Source organism: Neobacillus sp. MER 74 (assembly GCF_023714155.1).
The window spans coordinates 35,046-55,500 of record NZ_JAMAUV010000023.1; the positions used below are offsets into that span (position 1 = coordinate 35,046).

The 20,455-nt window shown below is 36.9% G+C and carries 16 protein-coding genes, 4 tRNA genes and 1 pseudogene; all 21 read left to right on the forward strand.

Annotated features, from left to right (window positions below):
- The first annotated feature begins 376 nt into the window (after positions 1–376).
- A tRNA-Lys gene (locus M3610_RS23245) sits at positions 377–452 on the forward strand.
- Between the two features lie 36 nt (positions 453–488).
- Positions 489–560: transfer RNA gene (locus tag M3610_RS23250), tRNA-Glu, on the forward strand.
- 65 nt (positions 561–625) lie between these two features.
- Positions 626–702, forward strand: a tRNA-Asp gene (locus tag M3610_RS23255).
- 7 nt (positions 703–709) lie between these two features.
- Positions 710–782, forward strand: a tRNA-Phe gene (locus M3610_RS23260).
- Between the two features lie 243 nt (positions 783–1,025).
- On the forward strand, positions 1,026–2,444 hold the full coding sequence (locus M3610_RS23265; RefSeq protein ID WP_251462989.1) for a peptidoglycan DD-metalloendopeptidase family protein: 1,419 nt from the start codon (positions 1,026–1,028) through the stop codon (positions 2,442–2,444).
- A 359-nt stretch (positions 2,445–2,803) separates the two neighbouring features.
- Complete coding sequence (yycF, locus tag M3610_RS23270) at positions 2,804–3,514, forward strand: response regulator YycF (protein WP_098576992.1); 711 nt, start codon at positions 2,804–2,806, stop codon at positions 3,512–3,514.
- A 5-nt stretch (positions 3,515–3,519) separates the two neighbouring features.
- Complete coding sequence (gene walK, locus M3610_RS23275) at positions 3,520–5,346, forward strand: cell wall metabolism sensor histidine kinase WalK (RefSeq protein WP_098576989.1); 1,827 nt, start codon at positions 3,520–3,522, stop codon at positions 5,344–5,346.
- The gene (locus M3610_RS23280; RefSeq protein ID WP_251462996.1) at positions 5,343–6,665 is read left to right on the forward strand and encodes a YycH family regulatory protein; all 1,323 of its coding nucleotides are present in this window, start codon (positions 5,343–5,345) and stop codon (positions 6,663–6,665) included. The genes walK and M3610_RS23280 overlap by 4 nt, the downstream gene beginning before the upstream one ends.
- Positions 6,652–7,452: a two-component system regulatory protein YycI gene (locus M3610_RS23285; protein WP_098576984.1), complete on the forward strand. Its 801-nt coding sequence runs from the start codon at positions 6,652–6,654 to the stop codon at positions 7,450–7,452. Before M3610_RS23280 ends, M3610_RS23285 begins: the two co-directional genes overlap by 14 nt.
- 6 nt (positions 7,453–7,458) lie before the next feature.
- Entirely contained in the window at positions 7,459–8,253 is a 795-nt protein-coding gene (locus M3610_RS23290; RefSeq protein WP_026568079.1) for an MBL fold metallo-hydrolase, read from the forward strand.
- Between the two features lie 289 nt (positions 8,254–8,542).
- Entirely contained in the window at positions 8,543–9,787 is a 1,245-nt protein-coding gene (locus M3610_RS23295; RefSeq protein WP_251462998.1) for a S1C family serine protease, read from the forward strand.
- Positions 9,788–9,939: 152 nt separating this feature from the next.
- Positions 9,940–10,098: a CxxH/CxxC protein gene (locus M3610_RS23300; protein WP_081825622.1), complete on the forward strand. Its 159-nt coding sequence runs from the start codon at positions 9,940–9,942 to the stop codon at positions 10,096–10,098.
- A 100-nt stretch (positions 10,099–10,198) separates the two neighbouring features.
- Positions 10,199–10,678, forward strand: a complete 480-nt coding sequence (rlmH, locus tag M3610_RS23305; protein ID WP_251463000.1) for a 23S rRNA (pseudouridine(1915)-N(3))-methyltransferase RlmH — start codon at positions 10,199–10,201, stop codon at positions 10,676–10,678.
- Between the two features lie 111 nt (positions 10,679–10,789).
- The gene (locus tag M3610_RS23310) at positions 10,790–12,100 is read left to right on the forward strand and encodes a hypothetical protein (protein ID WP_251463001.1); all 1,311 of its coding nucleotides are present in this window, start codon (positions 10,790–10,792) and stop codon (positions 12,098–12,100) included.
- Positions 12,069–13,142 (forward strand): hypothetical protein, encoded by a 1,074-nt coding sequence (locus M3610_RS23315; RefSeq protein WP_251463003.1) that lies wholly within the window; start codon positions 12,069–12,071, stop codon positions 13,140–13,142. Before M3610_RS23310 ends, M3610_RS23315 begins: the two co-directional genes overlap by 32 nt.
- Positions 13,143–13,336: 194 nt before the next feature.
- The gene (locus M3610_RS23320; protein ID WP_251463005.1) at positions 13,337–14,908 is read left to right on the forward strand and encodes a type I restriction-modification system subunit M; all 1,572 of its coding nucleotides are present in this window, start codon (positions 13,337–13,339) and stop codon (positions 14,906–14,908) included.
- Positions 14,892–16,136, forward strand: coding sequence for a restriction endonuclease subunit S (locus M3610_RS23325; RefSeq protein WP_251463008.1), 1,245 nt, complete (start codon positions 14,892–14,894; stop codon positions 16,134–16,136). Before M3610_RS23320 ends, M3610_RS23325 begins: the two co-directional genes overlap by 17 nt.
- A complete protein-coding gene (locus M3610_RS23330) occupies positions 16,133–19,279 on the forward strand; it encodes a type I restriction endonuclease subunit R (RefSeq protein ID WP_251463009.1) in 3,147 nt (1,048 codons plus the stop codon). Before M3610_RS23325 ends, M3610_RS23330 begins: the two co-directional genes overlap by 4 nt.
- 56 nt (positions 19,280–19,335) lie before the next feature.
- On the forward strand, positions 19,336–19,554 hold the full coding sequence (locus M3610_RS23335) for a YdbC family protein (protein WP_251463011.1): 219 nt from the start codon (positions 19,336–19,338) through the stop codon (positions 19,552–19,554).
- Between the two features lie 28 nt (positions 19,555–19,582).
- Positions 19,583–19,828 carry a hypothetical protein gene (locus M3610_RS23340; protein ID WP_251463013.1) on the forward strand — a complete coding sequence of 82 codons (246 nt, stop codon included), beginning with the start codon at positions 19,583–19,585 and terminating at the stop codon, positions 19,826–19,828.
- Between the two features lie 245 nt (positions 19,829–20,073).
- Positions 20,074–20,340, forward strand: a pseudogene (locus M3610_RS23345) (JAB domain-containing protein); the annotation flags it as partial.
- Between the last annotated feature and the right edge of the window lie 115 nt (positions 20,341–20,455).

Consider the following 20,455-nt stretch of genomic DNA (forward strand, 5'->3'; position numbering starts at 1 on the left):
TAAGACTAGCCGGCGTGAAGGTTGCTTTTTAACCTTCAGGTCGGATTGGCTTATGACCCCGAGTCCCTAGGCGCTGTAGCTAGACAAATATAATTTTGAACATACCGAATGAAGCCCTCATTTTGAGGGCTTCAAACTTTTTATAAAAGTTTTTTGAAAAAAGTATTGCCTTTAGTCCAAAGTCCGTGCTATTATAAAAAGCGTCGTCACGATACGACAAATTAAAACAAGTACGAGCCATTAGCTCAGTTGGTAGAGCACGATCGAATAAGCTCCTTTGAAACAGCTTCAGGGCACACGCCGAGTTGCTGCTTGAATAAGCTTTCTGAGGCGTGGGCATCCGGCAGAATACTGGTTTAGGGAATCATTTTAGTACGAGCCATTAGCTCAGTTGGTAGAGCATCTGACTTTTAATCAGAGGGTCGAAGGTTCGAGTCCTTCATGGCTCACCATAGTTTTTTGCTTTAGCAAAATAACTTTCAATATATGGCCCCTTGGTCAAGTGGTTAAGACACCTCCCTTTCACGGAGGTAACACGGGTTCGAATCCCGTAGGGGTCATGGCTTTTGATTGTCAGCAAATGGCTGGCAAGGACGGTCTCCTTGTTGACAATCAATTTAATATTGGTCTGGTAGTTCAGTTGGTTAGAATGCCTGCCTGTCACGCAGGAGGTCGCGGGTTCGAGTCCCGTCCAGACCGCCATATAAGTGGCTCAGTAGCTCAGTCGGTAGAGCAAAGGACTGAAAATCCTTGTGTCGGCGGTTCGATTCCGTCCTGAGCCATAAAAAAAGGAAGCTTGCAAATGCAGGCTTCTTTTTTTTATGCTCCTACTACCTCCTTTTACCAAAAGGACCAATTCCCCCCTGCTGAAAATGTCAGCAATTATACAGTTTTGTTACAGTATAAAGACTATTAATCTATTTACAAAAAGTTATGATAAAGTGAAGAAGGTCTAAAATTCTGGGAAATTCTTTAATTGCAAAAAAATAGATTAAGAGGGTTTTACCGTGGTTTAGGGAGGAAAAATGTTTTTTTTAGATAAAATATCACAAACAAAAAAGTTTTTACTGAAAACGACAATGGTGACTACCATGGCATCATCACTGATTGCCTTTAGTAATGGTCCAGTTGCATTTGCTGATTCATCAGAAACATCGAAGGATTATCATGTCTACCTTGAAGGTACATATATAGGTAATGTTACGGATAAAAATGTGGTGAATAAAATCTTAGCTGAAAAGGCCGATGATCCTGATTTTATGAAGCAAATTCAAGACGTTCCATATCAAGTATTTCCAACGGCTGAAACGGAAACAGAAACAGTTCAGACCATCCGAAATATCTTCCAGCTTCAAACAGAAGCGTCTGCCATCGTGATTGACGGGAAACCAATTGCTTATGTAGAAAATCAAAAGACAGCGGAAGAAGTCATGAAGAAACTGATTCATCAATACGTGCCTGAGGATCAATTAGCGGATCTAAAGGACCGAAAAGCTTCAGATAATACAAACTTACCGGCATTAAAAGAAAATGAGTCTCGCTTATTAGACGTACGACTCTCTAAAAATGTTTCTTTTTCAAATGAAAATACGGCTCCAGAAAAAATTATGTCAGTCGAAGAGGCAGTAACCTTTTTACAAAAAGGGACGCTAACAGAAAAGAAATATGCGATCCAAAAAGGAGATGTACTTGAAATCATTGCCCAAGATCACCATTTGAAGATGGCTGACATCCTAAAGGTGAATCCTGGACTTACTAAAGATACACTCCTAAAGGTTGGCAAGAAAATTAATATCACCGTTCCAAAACCGTTTATTGAAGTAATGGTTGATAAAGAAGTAAACAAAAAGGAAGAAATTCCTTATAAAAAGAATGTAATTGAGGACAAATCTCTTTCAAAAGGGAAAACAAAGGTAAAACAGGAAGGTAAAAACGGTGCTCGCTCCGTTACCTATAAAATTTCCGAACAAAATGGTGTAACCGTAAACAAGGATGAGGAAAATGAAACGATCCTTGAACAGCCTGTTAATGAGATTTTCATCAAAGGAACAAAGGTAACTCCATCACGCGGTGACGGCACCTTTGCATGGCCAACGGTTGGTGGATATATTTCAAGTAAGCAAGGTCCTAGATGGGGAAGAATGCACAAAGGGATTGATATTGCTAGACCAAGCAACAGAACGATCAAGGCAGCTGATAATGGCGTGGTTGTTTCAGCGGGCTGGGGAGGCGGTTATGGTAATAAGATTATCATTGACCATCGAAATGGCTACCGCACACTATATGGCCATATGTCTTCACTTAAGGTTAAGGTAGGTCAGAGAGTTTCCAAGGGTTCCGCCATTGGAATCATGGGAGCTACAGGAGATGCTACAGGTGTTCACTTGCATTTTGAAGTCTATAAAAACGGCAGCTTGGTAAACCCACTTTCTTATTTAAGATAAAAGATGAGTCTCTAGCTTAATGCTAGAGGCTTTTATTATGGATATAAAAAAACTAGAATAAATTGGAGGTGGTTCTCTGAATCCAGCTCAAGCGCCCAGCGGCTAGTGTACTTCGCTCTCCGCCCTACGATAAGTCAACATCGAATCGCTTACGCTCTTCGTGTTTCCTTTATCTCGGTTGGAGTGCTCCAGTCCATACGCCGCTAAACGGGCGCTTGCGCTTTTTAATCTTCCAGCCTTACCAATTGGTTATAGGTGAATTTATGTGAATAACATGATACAGTAAAATAGTATAGTTATGACTTCTAGTCTTATTTTATTAAATAGATGAAAGTGAAAAATTGAAAAGGAGCAATGGTATGGAAAAGAAAATTCTTGTTGTTGATGATGAAAAACCAATTGCTGATATTCTCCAGTTTAACTTGAAAAAAGAAGGATACGTTGTTTATTGCGCTTATGATGGGAATGAAGCACTTGAATTGGTCGAAGAAATACAGCCAGATTTAATCCTTTTAGATATTATGCTTCCCTTACGTGATGGGATGGAAGTATGCCGTGAAGTCCGTAAGAAGTATGAAATGCCGATTATCATGTTGACGGCAAAGGACTCTGAAATTGATAAAGTCTTAGGACTTGAGTTGGGTGCAGATGATTATGTGACGAAACCGTTTAGCACTAGAGAACTAATTGCACGCGTCAAGGCTAATTTACGTCGTCACCAACAAATTCTGGCACCGGCAGATGATGAATCTGAAACGAATGAAATCGAGATAGGTTCACTGACTATTCATCCTGATGCCTACATTGTTTCAAAGCGCGGTGAAACGATTGAGTTGACCCACCGTGAATTTGAATTGCTATTCTATTTAGCCAAACATATCGGCCAAGTAATGACCAGGGAACACCTTTTACAAACCGTTTGGGGTTACGATTACTATGGTGACGTCAGGACAGTCGATGTAACAGTGAGAAGATTGCGGGAAAAAATTGAGGACAGCCCTAGCCATCCAACATGGATTGTGACCAGGCGCGGGGTAGGATACTATTTGCGCAATCCTGAACAGGAGTAAAAGGAATGAAGAAGGTTGGTTTCTTTCGCTCTATACACGTAAAGTTCGTTATCATCTATGTCCTCCTTATATTAGTGGCGATGCAAATTATCGGTGTTTATTTTGTCAAACAGTTGGAGGAAACCTTACGGACCAACTTCCAAACATCGTTAAAACAGCGGGTTGAATTGCTGGCCTATAATATTGTCGAGGAAATGGAGAAGGAGAGAACGCCTGAAGATCCAACACTCGAAGAAGATATCAAGAAAATCCTTAGGGATTTTGGTGCAGGTGATATTTCAGAAGTTCAGGTAGTTGAAAATGGCTCCCTAAAAATCCTTGGGACCTCCCATCCTAGTAACCAAGGAGTGGTTGGTCAACGAACCACTAAACTTCAAGTGAAGCAATCTATGGTTTTAGAAGAGGACCAAAGTTCCATTAATATCGATAAACAAACAGGACATCGGATATGGGTCCTCTCAACACCAATTAAGTCGGGGAAAAAGGTTATCGGTGCCATTTATTTGGTAGCTAAAATTGAGAATGTCTTTGAGCAAATGAAAACAATCAATAAGATTTTTGCTACGGGTACGGCGATTGCTCTATCTATTACCGCATTGCTGGGTATATTGTTAGCACAAACGATCACTAGGCCGATTGCTGATATGAAGAAGCAGGCGATCGCGATGACCAAGGGGAATTTTTCAAGAAAAGTTAAGGTCTATGGCAATGATGAAATAGGGACACTGGCGATTACCTTTAATAATTTAACGAAGAAACTGCAGGAAGCACAGGCGATGACAGAAGGGGAACGAAGAAAGCTTTCCACTGTTTTGTCCTATATGACCGATGGTGTAATCGCCACTGACCGTAAAGGCCGAGTGATCTTAATTAATGAACCGGCGGCGGAAATGCTGAATGTTTCACGTGAAACAGTGCTGACCCAGCCCATTGTAGAGTTATTAGATTTAGATGATACGAATTCCTTTGAAGACTTATTGGAAGAAAAGGATTCCATTATTTTAGATTATAGTACGAAAAAGGAACGGTATTTTCTGCGTGCCAATTTCTCCGTAATTCAAAAAGAGACAGGCTTTGTCAATGGTTTAATTGCCGTTCTGCATGATATTACCGACCAAGAAAAAATTGATGCGGAACGGAGAGAGTTTGTCGCCAATGTATCCCATGAGCTGCGGACACCGCTGACAACGATGAGGAGTTACTTAGAGGCGCTCGCAGATGGAGCCTGGCGGGATGAGGAGATTGCTCCGAACTTTTTAGAAGTGACGCGGACTGAAACAGAACGAATGATTCGTCTAGTGAATGACCTGCTCCAGCTTTCAAAAATGGATAGTACGGATTATCGATTGACGATTGAGTGGGTTAACTTTGTTGATTTCTTTGACCGCATTATTGACAGATTTGAAATGGCTAAGGAGCAAAATGTTACCTTTAAGCGAAAGCTGCCAAAGCATGCGATCTTTGTTGAAGTGGATGAAGATAAAATGACACAGGTTTTATATAATATTATTTCCAATGCGTTAAAGTACTCGCCAGAAGGCGGCCAAGTCACTTTTTCGATGAAAGAGATGGACGATAAAATTATTGTGAGCATTTCAGACCAAGGGGTTGGAATTCCAAAAGAGAATATTAAAAATATTTTTGACCGTTTTTATCGTGTGGATAAAGCGAGAACGCGAAAATTAGGCGGCACAGGCCTAGGTTTGGCGATTGCAAAGGAAATGGTCAATGCTCATGGCGGTGCAATCTGGGCAACAAGTGAGGAAGGAAAGGGAACAAGAATCTCCTTTTCACTCCCATATGAACGTTCTGAAGAGGATGAATGGTCATGAGATACGAGAATATTAAATCAGGAATTCTAATCGTACTAGTTATGGTCAGTATTTTGCTAACTTGGAACCTTTGGACGTACCAACCGAATTATGAAACGATGAAAAGCAACGACTATGTAAAAGAGGTCTCGTTAAGTGAAAAACAAGAGGTTCAAAAAATTGTCAGACCTGACCAGCTTCTTTACCATTTCAAAGGCAAGCATTACGGGACCAATAACACAGATGAAATGGACAAGGTGATTAAGGAACTCAGCGGTTGGACTTTCTTTGATGTGAAAAAGTTTACGAATGAGGTCAAAGACATCAAGGAATTAATCCATGACAGAGGTAAAACGGAAATTATTTTTCCAGGTGATGTCCCGATTGAGTTATATCGCAGTGTATTAAATATTGAAGGAAAAAAGATACCCGCCTTCAACTTTAATCGAATCATTATTAATACAGAGAATTCCGCAAAGGAAAATGGGATTGTCTATTTTGTTTCCACCGAGAGCGAACAAGTTTATATTAGTCACATCTCTTCTGCCAATTTAAATGAGTTTAACCGTAATTTTTATTTAAAGGCAGCAAAATATCCGCGTTATTTTGCTTATCAAGCATCTGAAAAACGGACTATTTTTCTGCCCGAGGCGGTCACAGAGATGATGACCTATAAATATTTGCCTGTTACCCTTGATTCTGAAGAATTCAAAGAAGCGCTTTTTAGCGACCCTAGTTTTGTCCAAAAGAGTTTTGTCCCATCAGGTGAGGAGTACACAAACGATTCTAGTAAAATGACGGTGAATTTTGAAAGTAATCTCCTCAGGTACGTCAATCCGACTGTAGAAGAGAACTTTATCAACACTTCTTATGAGTTAGTGAAACGAAGCATTGATTTTGTCAATCAACATGGAGGTTGGACAGACCCTTATCGCTATGTTGATAAAAATGAATATACCCATACTGTCACCTTCCGCTTATATAGTATGGAAGGCTACCCTGTCTTTAATGGAAATGGCATGACTGAAATTAGTGAAGTTTGGGGACGCGATGAGATCAATAAGTATATTCGCCCAAACATAGCCTTAGAGCTCCCTTTAACCACAGAGATGGTAAAGGTGACCCGTCCTTCAGGACATGATGCTTTGAAATTTTTACAAAACAAAAAGAATTTTAAGCCGAGCCTGCTTGAGGATATGATCTTAGGCTATCGGATGGAACGGGATTCAAAGGAGAATAAACTAATTGTCTTAGAACCCGCCTGGTTCTATCGCTATGATAAATCATGGGGACAGATTACGATGGAAGACCTAGGAGGATCACAGCATGGATTGGAGTAAGATAAAAACTATTTTTATTATCACTTTCTTAATCTTAGATGTGTATCTCTTATATCAATTCATGAAAATACGTGATGCTAATAAATATGAAGTCATTTCTGAGGCCTCATTTGAAGAAAAGTTAAAAGCAGATGAAATCACGTATAAAGACTTTCCTAAGGATCCGATTAAAGCCCAGTATCTTAGTGCCAAGCCCAAGGTGTTTACTCAAGTTGATACGGATAAGCTGAAAGGAAAATCTGAGGACATAAGGGGTATAGGAACGACCACGCTCCATGTCACACTAGAAAAGCCGATTAAAATCAAGGCAAAGTTTGAACCCGCTGAGTTATCTACTTTTATGAATGACAATGTCCTTTTTGGTGAGGATTATCAATTTGGCGAGAAAAGTGACAAGGAACAATCCATCACCTACTACCAGACGTCAGACGGTGTCCCTTTATTTAAAAATATAAATGGGATGATTACATTTAAAATTGGTGATAAGAACCAAATTGTCTCCTATGATCAAACCTACCTGGTGGAGATGGAAAAGTTAACGGCCAAGGAAGAGATTTTGGCGCCGTTAAAGGCGATTGAAACCTTACATCAGAAGGGGATGTTGAAGTCGAAGAGCAATATCACCACGATTGAACTTGGCTATTCCACACTCATTCAGTTGGCAGCTTCCCAAGTATTAGCGCCCACATGGCGCTTTGAGGTCAATGGCAAGGAGAGTCTATTTGTGAACGCATTTGAAGGGCAGATTATTCAATTTAATAGCGATGAAAAAAGTAAAGTGGAGTGAAATTGTATGTCTTTAAGTTATAGCATTCTTGCAAGCGGCAGTACAGGAAACGCTCTATATGTAGAGTCTGATGAGCATTCGTTTCTTGTGGATGCGGGATTTAGCGGCAAGCAAATGGAGGCACTTTTTGGACAAATCGATCGCGATATTAGTAAGCTTTCCGGAATATTTGTAACGCATGAACACAGTGACCATATTAAAGGGATTGGGATTCTTGCTCGTAAATACCATTTGCCTGTGTATGCGAATGAAAAAACATGGCGGGCCATGGAAAGTTCAGTCGGTGCCATTCCAACGGAACAAAAATTTGTTTTTAATATGGAAACAGTGAAGAGTTTTGGTTCTGTTGATATTGAGTCATTCGGGGTTTCCCATGATGCGGCGGAGCCTATGTTTTACGTATTCCACCATTCTGGGAAAAAACTCGTTCTTATCACGGACACAGGATATGTTAGCGACCGAATGAAGGGCACCATTTCGAATGCCGATGTTTATATTTTTGAATCCAACCATGATGTGCAGATGCTGCGGATGGGCAGATATCCATGGAATATTAAACGCAGGATATTAAGTGATGTCGGCCATGTTTCTAATGAGGATGCAGCTTTAGCAATGAGTGATGTCATTGGCGATCAAACCAAGCGAATTTATCTTGCCCATTTAAGCATGGACAATAACATGAAGGACTTAGCCAAAATGGCAGTTTCCCAAACCCTTCAAGAGCGAGGGCTGATTGTCGGTGAACAATTCGGACTCTACGACACAGACCCGAAAATCCCAACAGCATTAACAGCTGTGTAATCTAGTTAAAAAAACGAGGTACCTTATGACAGGTACTTCGTTTTTTTATGGCACCATGTTGATTGGAGCGAGCGGAAGGTGCGAGACTCCCTCCCCGTGAAGAGCATCCTGGAACGGAAATCAACAGACTAGTTCAACACAGCCGATTTATTAAAAAATTATGAACAAAGTAGTAAGTTTTTATTAATACATAGTAATTAATTAGTAATTTAAAGAAGAGCGAGTATAATTGTAATTATAAGCCAAAATAAACGGTAGGAATCTTTCGGAAAGTGAGGAATGGTGTAAAGTGGGTTATTATGATGATCATTCACAAAACCGCTTCAGGGAACGGAAAGGAAATAGAGGCGGGGTTTTCCTTGCCAGTATCGTTGGGGCCATCCTTGGAGCCATTCTAGTTGTTATTTCTATCCCTGCCCTATCAAATCGTGGAATTCTTCCCTATCAAATTGAAACAAATCAAAACAATGCTGTAGAATCAACGACCAATAATAATAAGAATCAGAATTTCACTCAAAAACAAATTTCCTATGATGTGAACACAAACACTACGAAAGCAGTTGATAAGGCTGCCGATGCCGTTGTCGGAATTAATAATATCCAGTCATCAAACTTTTGGTCTGATGAAGAAGCGCCGACACAAGAAGAAGCAGCCGGAACGGGCTCAGGTGTGGTCTACAAGAAAGCAGGAGGAAAGGCTTACGTTGTGACGAATCACCATGTAGTTGAAGGAGCAGCAAAGCTAGAGGTAAGCTTTAGTGATGGGACAAAAATTCCTGCTAAACTGCTCGGCAGTGATGTATGGACCGATTTAGCAGTACTTGAGGTTGATGCAGCCAAGATTAAAAAGGTAGCTGAATTTGGTGATTCCGATCGTTTAAAAATAGGTGAACCGGTCATTGCCATCGGAAATCCGCTTGGTGCGACCTTCTCAGGGTCAGTCACCCAAGGTATTATCTCTGGACTAAAGCGGACGATTCCTGTTGATATTAATCAAGATGGGATCATTGACTGGAATGCAGAAGTACTGCAAACAGATGCGGCAATCAATCCTGGTAATAGCGGCGGGGCATTGATAAATATTGCTGGTCAGCTTGTAGGAATTAACTCCATGAAGATTGCCCAAAATGCTGTAGAAGGAATTGGTTTATCGATTCCGATTAACTCGGCACGGCCGATCATTGATGACCTTGAAAAGTTTGGATCTGTTAAGCGTCCATACATGGGTGTTGATTTAAAGTCAGTCTCTGAAATTCCTGCCTACTACCAAGAAGAAGCATTGAAATTACCTCGAAATATCAATTATGGAGTCGCCTTAAGACAAGTGGTACCGAATTCGCCAGCGGCGCAAGCCGGTTTACGAGAATTAGATGTCATTGTTGAGATGGATGGGGAAAAAATTAATGATGTCATTGATCTTCGGAAACATTTGTACCAGAAAAAGAAAATCGGTGAGCAATTGAAGATTAAATTTTACCGCGATGGAAAGTTGAAGCAAACGACTCTAACTTTATCAGCTGATACAACTCAATAATGTTTGATAATAAGCAGGAAGGTGAACTAGTCACTTTCCTGTTTTTAATTGTGGTATTATGTATAAGTTATTGAGGGATCTTGTATGACAGTCGATTATCGTGCAAACAATAATAGTAAATAATAACTGTAAGAAAGGTTGACGGATGAAAAATGATTTATAGCTGTGAGGAACATGTGGATATTGCCTTAGATGATATTGTGGATGAATTTGAGACATTTCCAGTTTTATCGAAAATAGATGGGGATAACTTATCAACACACTGTGAATATTGTCAAAATCAAGCTACATATGTTGTGGCGAACAAGTGATTCCATACAAGATGTGGATAAAAAATGTGAATATGTGGATAACTTCTGTGGATATCTTGTTTGTAAACTGTTTGTAATAAAGTGAAAAGGGCTGTGGATTGTGAATATCTCGATTATTACGGTTGGCAAATTAAAAGAGAAATATTTAAAGCAGGGTATTGAGGAATATTTAAAACGGCTGACGGCTTATGCAAAGGTCGACGTGATTGAAGTTCCTGATGAAAAAGCACCAGAAGTATTAAGTGAGTTAGAAATGGTCCAAGTAAAGCAAAAAGAAGGCGATCGAATTTTGGCAAAGATTAGCCAAGATACATATGTCATTGCACTAGCGATTCAAGGTAAGTTAGGATCATCCGAAGAACTAGCGGATTCACTAGAAAAAAAAGCAACCTATGGAAAAAGTAAAATTGCCTTCGTGATTGGCGGATCGCTGGGATTGAGTGAGGAAGTAATCAAACGCTCGAATGAGCAGCTTTCCTTTTCACGGATGACCTTCCCCCACCAATTGATGAGGCTCATCCTCGTCGAGCAGATTTATCGAGCCTTTCGGATTAATCGCGGTGAACCTTACCACAAGTAAATGAGGTTTTTTGTGAAATTATTATTTTTTCATTGTCTGAAAATAAGGAAGGAAAATGGATTAATTTAGAGAAGTACTTTATATTATATTAAAAATGTAAGGGTGAATTACATGGCATTTAGTTTTAGATCGGATATTAAAGAATTAATAAATGTCGCTGCAGTTAGAAAATTTGCAAAGGATCACGGTGTAGATTATCAAGGAGCAAAAAACATTATCTTTACTAATATATTATTAGCTGTAAGAAGCGAAAGATTATCTGAAGAGATAGTTAGGTCTTTTATTAAAGAGCAAATTTGGTATGGGAAAAATAAACACAATTTTTTTATCGAGGTTGATGAAGAAACTATCGCTCATTACAAGGAAAAAGATAGTTTATTAGAGTATTTCTCGAATAGAGGAATACATCCATTTAATAATATGGATAGAATTTTTATTCCAGAAGGTGTATCATTGGCCAGATTTGAATATGATGTTAATGAACATGATGAAAATCTGATTAGCAAGCTATACCTAGGGTATATTGAAAAAAATTACACGTACCATTTTGATAATCAAACCCCTGTCTTTGAACCAATAAACACATATGTTTGTGTAGAACTAGACTTATTAAATAATTTACTTGTTCTTCGTGTTCGGTCTCAATCAAGTATAAAATCAGGTCAAGATGTTAATTCTCCATCGGTTACAGCGAATTATTTAGCTAAAAAATATTTAAAGCGCTTTGAAGATGATTATGGTTTCGAGTATCTAGATGGTGCTGCAGAAGAAATGAAAAACACAATGTATAAAATTGAGAAAGAGATGACCAACTTTATCGAGTTGCAATTCAAGCCTAAAATCGAAGAAAGTCAAGACCTAATAAATAATTTTACTACTCAAATTGCAGAAAATCTTAATTTACCGAGCAATACAGAACCTCTTAATTTGCCAGAAAGAATTATTGGTTTATTAGAAAGAGCTATGATTATGAAAAATGAAGATGTTATAAAAATGTATGTTGAAGGCAAGAAAGGATATGTCAACATGTTTGATTTTAAAGATGATCGAGGTGGCCGTATTAATGCGAGGTCACAACACCGGAGTATGCCTATTCAAACATCAGACATATTTTTTGATACGAGGGAAACTATTGATGAAGTAAAATTACTTGACAATCTTTGGGTTGCATGGTTTAAAGAATTAAAGAGTCCTGAAATTGATGAAGAGATTCAAGATTCATTTGAACTGGATCTAGATTCTGAAGATGAAGATATTGATATTTCAGTAAGTGATAATGAATTCACAGAACATGAAAGAAAAGCAATACGTATAAAAACCAAGATAGCATCTTATACTGGTTATTACAAAATGGAATTTAAAAGATATCTAATAAAGGAGGAGTACAATCATGTACTTTCCCTCATTGAATCGTTTAGATGAATTTGGAGTTGACCCTCTAATCATTAATAAACTTGATTCATGGCTGGGGGCATTAACTGGTCTAAAAAGAAATGGAATTAGACCAGCACGATTTTCGGTTGATATGGGAATAGATTTTAACCTTTCTAATGAAATATTTACTTTAGTTGCATTAAAAACCAATATATTATCAATTAATTATGAAATATATTGTCCTAATGATCCGCAAGAACTGGTTAAAGTCGTCCATGATTTAGATAATATTCCTGGATTAATCAACTGCCCAGAATGTGATCAAATATTTAGCCCATATGATAATGATGAATACATTTTGATTACTTTTAATTTGAAGGAGTATCCAGATCCAGATAGCCCTAAAAATATAAAGTCTAAACCAAGAAATGAAAATTATAAAAGGATAAAACCTACTAAGAAACAACAATCAGCATTAACACTACCTACTTTTATGTCTAATCCGGTAAGTAGAGATGAAATTGATAAAACATTATTTAAACCTGATTGGGATAATTATGATGTTGCTTATGATCGTTTTTTATTGAGTTTAAAAAATAATGTAAGCACAAAAGAGAAAGGAGATGCCTTAGAGGACCTTAGTTGCATTCTCCTTTCTTTTATTACAATATTTCAGGTAGACCCTACGATAAAAACATTAACAAATCAACTAGATATCTCAGTTTTTATAAAACCATATTTAAAATACATAGAAGTTCCACTTTTAACTGTGTTAAATAGAAGGCTAATTTGTGAATGTAAAAACGAAGACAATAATGTTCCGAGTGCTTGGGTTGACAAATTAGCGGGTGTAATAGATAAAACCGATAATACTAAGGCTGGTATAATTTTTTCATATAAAAAGTTTTCCGGAGATGAATGGAAATTTGCTAAAGCTAGTCAAATAGAGTATGCAAGGTTAAAAAAATATATTATTAACATAAACAAAGAAGACTTTGATTATATAAAAAATAATAGACCGAATTTCTTTTATTTTTTGGATCAAAGATTTCATGAGCTAGAGATGAGAATTGCTACAAAAGGTACGTAAAATAGGTTTAATAAAGGGTATGAGTCTAATGGCTCTTACCCTTTATTATATTGCTTAGCAACTTTATATTTATTCGGACAAACCAATCTTTTTATTCAATCCACTTAATTGTAAAAAATTTGGTACAATATACTCAATAGTAATATCTTAGATTGATCATTAAGATAAATGCAGCATTAGAGGAGAGTAAATAAATGGCTAAGAAGAAACAAACAAAGGAAATCAGTATCGAAGAAACACTTTGGGATTCTGCCAATAAGCTTCGTGGATCGGTTGAAGCATCAGAGTATAAGCACGTTGTATTGGGTCTTATATTTTTAAAGTTTGTCAGTGATAAATTCGAAGAACGAAAAGCAGAATTAATATCTGAGGGCAAAGAAAAGTACATAGAAATGGTTGAATTCTACACCATGAAAAATGTGTTTTATTTGCCTGAAATTTCTCGTTGGAGCTATTTGGTTGAAAATGCAAAGCAAGAAGATATTGCTTTAAAAATTGACACCGCACTTTTTACTGTAGAGAAAAACAATCCCTCTCTTAAGGGTGCCTTACCAGATAACTATTATTCACGATTAGGTCTTGATGTAAGTAAACTATCCTCTTTAATCGATACAATTAATAACATAGATACACTTAAAGACAAACAGCAAGACGTTGTTGGTCGAGTATATGAATATTTCCTTAGCAAGTTCGCTTTAGCAGAAGGAAAAGGAAAAGGTGAGTTCTATACACCTAAAAGCATTGTAAACCTGATTACAGAAATGATTGAACCATACAAAGGAAAAATCTATGATCCTGCTTGTGGATCTGGTGGTATGTTTGTTCAGTCCGTAAAATTCATTGAAGCACACCACGGAAATACAAAAGACATCTCTATTTATGGACAAGAATACACAACTACTACGTACAAGCTGGCTAAGATGAATCTTGCTATAAGGGGTATTTCTGCGAACCTTGGCGATATGGCAGAGAATACTTTTACAAAAGACCAGCATAAAGATTTGAAGGCCGACTTCATCATGGCAAACCCTCCGTTTAACCAAAAACAATGGAGAGCTGAAAATGAACTAACAGACGATCCTCGTTGGGCAGGTTATGATGTACCACCGACAGGTAATGCCAATTATGCTTGGATTTTAAACATTGTTTCCAAACTATCTGAAAACGGTGTGGCTGGATTTTTATTGGCGAACGGTGCTTTGAGTGGTGGTGGCGATGAATACAAAATACGGAGAAAGCTGATAGAAAACAATTTAGTTGAAGCTATCTTAGTGCTACCGAGGAATCTATTTTATACTACTGACATCAGCGTTACTCTTTGGATACTAAACAAAAATAAAAAGGCACGAACTATAGAACAAAACGGTAAGTTAAAAAAATACCGCAACCGTACCAATGAAATTTTGTTTATGGACCTAAGACAAATGGGCATTCCATTTGAGAAAAAATATACACAGTTTTCTGAAGAGGATATTGAGAAAGTATCAACTATGTATCATAATTGGCAACAAAATGATTACGAAACGACCTATCAAAACATAGCCGAGTTTTGTTATAGTGCAACTACTGAAGAGGTTGCAAAAAAAGACTTCTCTTTAGTTCCTAGTAAGTACATTGAGTTCATAAACCGTGATGAAGATATTGATTTTGAAGAAAAAATGACATTACTACAAACAGAACTTGCTCAGCTATTAAAGGATGAAGAAAGTTCGAAAAGAGATTTGCTGAGTGTTTTTAAGGGGCTTGGATATGAAATCAAACTATAAGCGATTGGGGGATTTTATTAAAGAAGTAAATATCCGGAATACAAATTTGGAAGATGTAAAATTGCTCGGAGTAAGTATACAAAAAATATTTATACCATCAATAGCCAATACAATTGGTACAAACATGTCTACCTATAAATTAATAAAAAAGGGCCAATTTGCTTATGGTCCTGTCACATCAAGAAATGGGGATAAAATTTCTGTAGCTTTACTTGATGATTATGAAATAGCCATGATTTCTCAGGCATATACGAGTTTTGAAGTAATTGATGAGAATCAACTACTACCTGAATATTTAATGATGTGGTTCAGAAGACCTGAGTTTGATCGATATGCTAGATTTATGAGTCATGGTAGTGCAAGAGAAATATTTGGCTGGGATGAAATGTGCAACACAACTCTCCCTGTACCATCCATTACCAAGCAAAAACAAATTGTAAAAGAATACAACATTTTAGTTGATAGAATAAACCTAAACAACGACTTAATAAAAAATTTAGAAGAAATTACACAGGCTATTTATAAACAATGGTTTGTTGATTTTGAGTTTCCTGATGCAAACGGAAAGTTATACAAATCAAATGGTGGAGATATGGAGTTTAATAAAGAATTGGATAAGGAAATTCCTAAAGGATGGGAAGTTATTCCTCTATCGACGTTTTGTGAAATTTCATCAAGTAAAAGAATTTTTGAGTCAGAGTATAAAAATGAAGGTATTCCATTTTACCGTGGTGGAGAGATTTCACTAAAAAAAGAAGGAACTCCAATTGAGGATACACTCTATATATCAGAAGAAAGATACAAGGAAATAATTGAAAAATCAGGCAAACCTATTTGTGGTGACATATTAATGACGGCAGTCGGCACACTTGGTGTAAGTTACCTTGTTCAAGAGGAAGAGTTTTATTTTAAAGATGGAAATGTTATTTGGTTTAAAAATTTTAAAGAACACGGTAGTAATTATTATTTGTATGATTTTTTTCAAAGTGATAATTTTACAGACATATTGAGTGAAATTACTATCGGTTCAACACAAAATGCAATTACAATTAAAACATTAGGTGAGCAATTTATTATTACACCGCCATTAGAAGTTATAGAAAAGTATCATGAAATAAGTAGTTGTTTAAATGGAAATATAGTAACTCGTAAAAATATGAACCTCAAAATACACGAACTAAGGACTTCGTTATTGTCCAAACTTCCTACATTGGAGGATAGCCTATGAAATTCACAGAAGCATCCTTAGAGCAAGCTGTTATCGAATTATTCGAAGCTGAATACTATCAGCACCAAAGCGGTATGCATATTCATAAGGAAATGATTGATGTCCTCCTTCGGGGGGATATCAAGAATTTTTTACTTAACCGATATTCAAATGATGATATAACAACCAATGAAATAGAAAGTATCATCCGTCAGATGGAAGTCTTGCCTTCTTCTACTTTGTATGAAAGCAACAAAGCCATTATGAAAATGATTTCTGATGGTTTTGTTCTTAAACGTGAAGACCGTAGTAAAAAGGATTTATTTATTCAATTGCTTGATTTTGAAGAAATCGATAACAACCTCTTTAAAATAGTCAACCAATTGGAGATACAAGGATATGAAAACCGTATTCCTGATGCTATTGTCTATGTGAACGGATTACCGTTAGTAGTGATCGAGTTTAAGAGTGCTATCAAAGAAAACACAACCATTAATGATGCCTACACTCAGCTTACCATGCGCTACCGGAGAGATATCCCTGAACTTTTTAAATATAATGCTTTTTGTGTGATTAGTGATGGTGTAAATAACAAATCGGGTTCGTTATTTGCTCCATATGATTTCTATTATGCGTGGCGCAAAATTGAAGGAAACGAACCATTTGAAAAAGACGGAATTGATTCTCTTTTTACAATGGTTAAGGGATTGTTTAATCAGAAGCGATTGCTCGATGTTGTTCGCCACTTTATCTATTTCCCTGATACAAGTGCCAAAGAAGAAAAGATTGTTCCTCGTTATCCGCAATATTATGCTGCTACAAAGTTATTAGATAGCATTAAACGAAATATGAGACCACATGGTTCTGGTAAAGGTGGTACTTATTTTGGAGCTACTGGCTGCGGTAAAAGTTTTACGATGCTTTATCTAACTAGGCTTTTGATGCGAAATATTCACTTTCAAAGTCCAACGATTGTGTTAATAACAGACCGAACAGATTTAGATGATCAGCTATCAGCGCAATTCACTAACGCTAAAGACTTTATTGGTGACGAACAAGTCATAAGTGTAGGCAGCCGTACTGAATTAAAAACTTTATTGCAAAGCAGAAAAAGCGGTGGGGTATTCTTAACCACCATCCATAAATTTAATGAAGATATCGATTTGCTTACCGAAAGAACCAATGTGATTTGTATTTCAGATGAAGCACACCGTTCGCAAATCAATCTCGACCAAAAAATTAAAATTACAAAAGATGGTGTAGAAAAAACATATGGCTTTGCTAAACATTTACGCGATTCATTGCCAAATGCTACTTTTGTAGGTTTCACCGGAACTCCAATAGATGCGACTATGGATGTCTTTGGAGAGGTTGAAGATTCTTATACCATGATCGAATCAGTTTACGACGAAATAACAGTAAGGATCGTGTATGAGGGTAGGGCCGCCAAAGTAAACTTGAATAATACCAAACTAAAAGAGATTGAAGAGTATTATAAAGTATGTGAAACAGCTGGAACAAACGAATATCAGATTGATGAAAGTAAAAGAGCTGTAACACAAATGGAAGTTATTATTGGTGATCCCAAGCGCTTAAAATTAGTCGCTGAGGACTTTATAGAACATTATGAAAAGCGGATTGAAGAGCGTGCAACTGTAAAGGGTAAAGTCATGTTTGTAGCCTCCAGTCGTCAAATTGCTTACGAACTGTACAAGCAAATCAACGCTTTACGTCCACAATGGGCAGAAATTAGAGAATGTGATGAAGGCGAAGAACTGACGGAAAAAGAAAGGCAAGAAATAAAGCCGATTGAAAAGATTAAGATGGTTATGACCCGTCATAAAGATGATAAGAAAGAATTATATGATTTATTGGGTACTAAAGAGTACCGTAAAGAATTAGATAGACAATATAAAAACGTTAAATCTAATTTTAAGATTGCGATAGTTGTTGATATGTGGCTGACCGGATTTGACGTACCCTTCTTAGATACCATATACATTGACAAACCGATTCAGCAACATTCCTTGATCCAAACAATTTCACGTGTAAATCGGGTGTATGAAGGTAAAGAAATGGGCTTGGTCGTAGATTACATTGGTATCAAAAGTAATATGAATGTAGCATTAAAAAAGTATGGATTCGTGGATGGAGACAACTTTGACGGTACCGATAAAGCGGTTGTCATTGTTAAAGACCAATTGGATTTACTGGCGAAAATCTTTTACAAATTCGACAGCACTCCTTACTTTAAGGGAACCTCTTTACAACAATTACAGTGCTTAAACCAAGCAGCAGAATTTGCACAGCAAACTGAGCAAATAGAAAAACGGTTTATGGCAATAGTTAAGAAGCTCCGCTCTGCGTATAATTTATGTTTGTCTAGCGAAGACATAAGCCAAACGGAAAGAGACTACATTCATTTTTATTTTGCCATCAAGTCAATCATTCATAAATTAACGGTAGGAACAGCACCAGATACTGCTCAAATGAATGAGAAAGTAAGATTGATGATCCAAGAAGCATTAATTAGTGAAGGGGTCGAAGAAGTTTTCAAGCTCGATAAAAATGACCCGAAAAATAATGCAGATATTTTCAGTGATGAGTATATGGCTAAAATAGATAAAATAAAATTGCCAAACACTAAGATTAAGCTTCTACAAAAGCTTCTATCGAAGGCTATAGAGGAATTTAAGAAGACCAATAGAATACAGGGCGTAGACTTTTCAAAGAGATTAAAGAAGTTAGTCGATCATTATAATGAAAGAAAAGACTTTCAAGCCATGCAAAGCGATGTGTTGGATGATGTGGCCGACCAATTCGCTGACTTGTTTGCTGAACTAGTAAAAGAGCGTAATTCATTTAAAGATTTAGGAATAGATTTTGAAGAAAAAGCATTCTACGATATTCTCAAAGCAATTGCCGAGAAATATGAATTTGAATACTCACACGATAAACTGATAAAACTCTCGCAGGAGATCAAAGGGATCATTGCTGATAAAGCTAGGTACACAGACTGGGCCCATCGAGATGATATTAAGGCTGAGTTGAAAGTAGATTTGATATTAACTCTTGCTGAAAATGGATATCCGCCTGTTCCCAAAGACGAGATTTTTAAAGAGATTTTTGAGCAAGCGGAGAATTTTAAGAAGTATAATAGGTAATTAGTTGTTAATAGTAATATGTTGTAAGATAAACCTTACAAGGAGGCTAAATTTTCGTGGCAGAAATCAAATTCGAAATCACAGAACACATTGCTGTCTTGTCAGAGTCACCAAAAGGCTGGACAAAAGAACTTAACTTAATCAGTTGGAATGGTAGAGATCCTAAGTATGATATCCGTGAGTGGGCTCCTAATCATGAAAAAGTAGGCAAAGGTGTAACTCTATCAAAAGAAGAATTAGAAAACCTAAATGAAGTATTAAGTAAATTAAAATAAATATTTATTATTGTAGGGGAGAACTGAAATGGCTGAAAAAATTGTTGATGTAACAGGAAGATATAGTCATGAATTGCTAGAGATAAAAAATAAACTTCAGCAATTAGAGGATCGTAGAGTGTATGAGTTATCGAAAGCTCAAATGGATGGTTATTTAGCAACTAATGTTACTCAATTGAAGAAAATGATTGCTGGGCTAATTCATAAAATTGAGTATGGTAAAGGTTCTGTAGAGGATCAATTTGGAGAAATATTTGGAAGTGAAAATAAATAGAACAGCATTTCAACAATCTCAAAAATCCGACAATACCTATCTCTTTAGGTTCAACCTATTATAGAAATAATAGATACTTGAAAAACGAATCAAACAAAAGTTCGTATATATATTATAATAGTAGATAATAATCATTTACAATTTGCTCTAATTCCTTTCAGGAATTAGGGCTATTTCTATTTCAGGAGGAATTTAATATGACAAACTACAGTAATACAATCCAGCTCCAGTTACCACTAGTTGATATGGTAAAAGAGGATAAGCAAAAGCCAGCCAAACGAGTAAACATTGTTTCATTGAAATTGGTAAAGGAATCAAGTCTGCTCTATAAAGAACGATCAGTGCGGTCACCAGAAGATGGATATAAATTATTAAAGGAGTTCCTTGCTGATGCAGATCGTGAGCATTTCATAGTTGTATCTCTTGATACTAAGAACCAGCCAGTATCAATTAATATTTGCCATATCGGCAGCTTAAATGCGAGTATAGTCCATCCTAGAGAGGTAGTGCGCCCATAAGGGCATTTAGAAAATCTGTTTTGGCAAAGCAGTAGGGATTTATCACATTCAATACCCTATCATCAGTCAACTTATCCGCGAAGGAAACTGAGCGGGGAGTGTAGCATGT

Bases quoted from the DNA above. Each gene is read 5' to 3' on its own strand.
- M3610_RS23265 (WP_251462989.1), top strand. From the start codon at position 1,026: ATGTTTTTTTTAGATAAAATATCACAAACAAAAAAGTTTTTACTGAAA.
- yycF (WP_098576992.1), top strand. From the start codon at position 2,804: ATGGAAAAGAAAATTCTTGTTGTTGATGATGAAAAACCAATTGCTGAT.
- walK (WP_098576989.1), top strand. From the start codon at position 3,520: ATGAAGAAGGTTGGTTTCTTTCGCTCTATACACGTAAAGTTCGTTATC.
- M3610_RS23280 (WP_251462996.1), top strand. From the start codon at position 5,343: ATGAGATACGAGAATATTAAATCAGGAATTCTAATCGTACTAGTTATG.
- M3610_RS23285 (WP_098576984.1), top strand. From the start codon at position 6,652: ATGGATTGGAGTAAGATAAAAACTATTTTTATTATCACTTTCTTAATC.
- M3610_RS23290 (WP_026568079.1), top strand. From the start codon at position 7,459: ATGTCTTTAAGTTATAGCATTCTTGCAAGCGGCAGTACAGGAAACGCT.
- M3610_RS23300 (WP_081825622.1), top strand. From the start codon at position 9,940: ATGATTTATAGCTGTGAGGAACATGTGGATATTGCCTTAGATGATATT.
- M3610_RS23310 (WP_251463001.1), top strand. From the start codon at position 10,790: ATGGCATTTAGTTTTAGATCGGATATTAAAGAATTAATAAATGTCGCT.
- M3610_RS23315 (WP_251463003.1), top strand. From the start codon at position 12,069: ATGTACTTTCCCTCATTGAATCGTTTAGATGAATTTGGAGTTGACCCT.
- M3610_RS23320 (WP_251463005.1), top strand. From the start codon at position 13,337: ATGGCTAAGAAGAAACAAACAAAGGAAATCAGTATCGAAGAAACACTT.
- M3610_RS23325 (WP_251463008.1), top strand. From the start codon at position 14,892: ATGAAATCAAACTATAAGCGATTGGGGGATTTTATTAAAGAAGTAAAT.
- M3610_RS23330 (WP_251463009.1), top strand. From the start codon at position 16,133: ATGAAATTCACAGAAGCATCCTTAGAGCAAGCTGTTATCGAATTATTC.
- M3610_RS23340 (WP_251463013.1), top strand. From the start codon at position 19,583: ATGGCTGAAAAAATTGTTGATGTAACAGGAAGATATAGTCATGAATTG.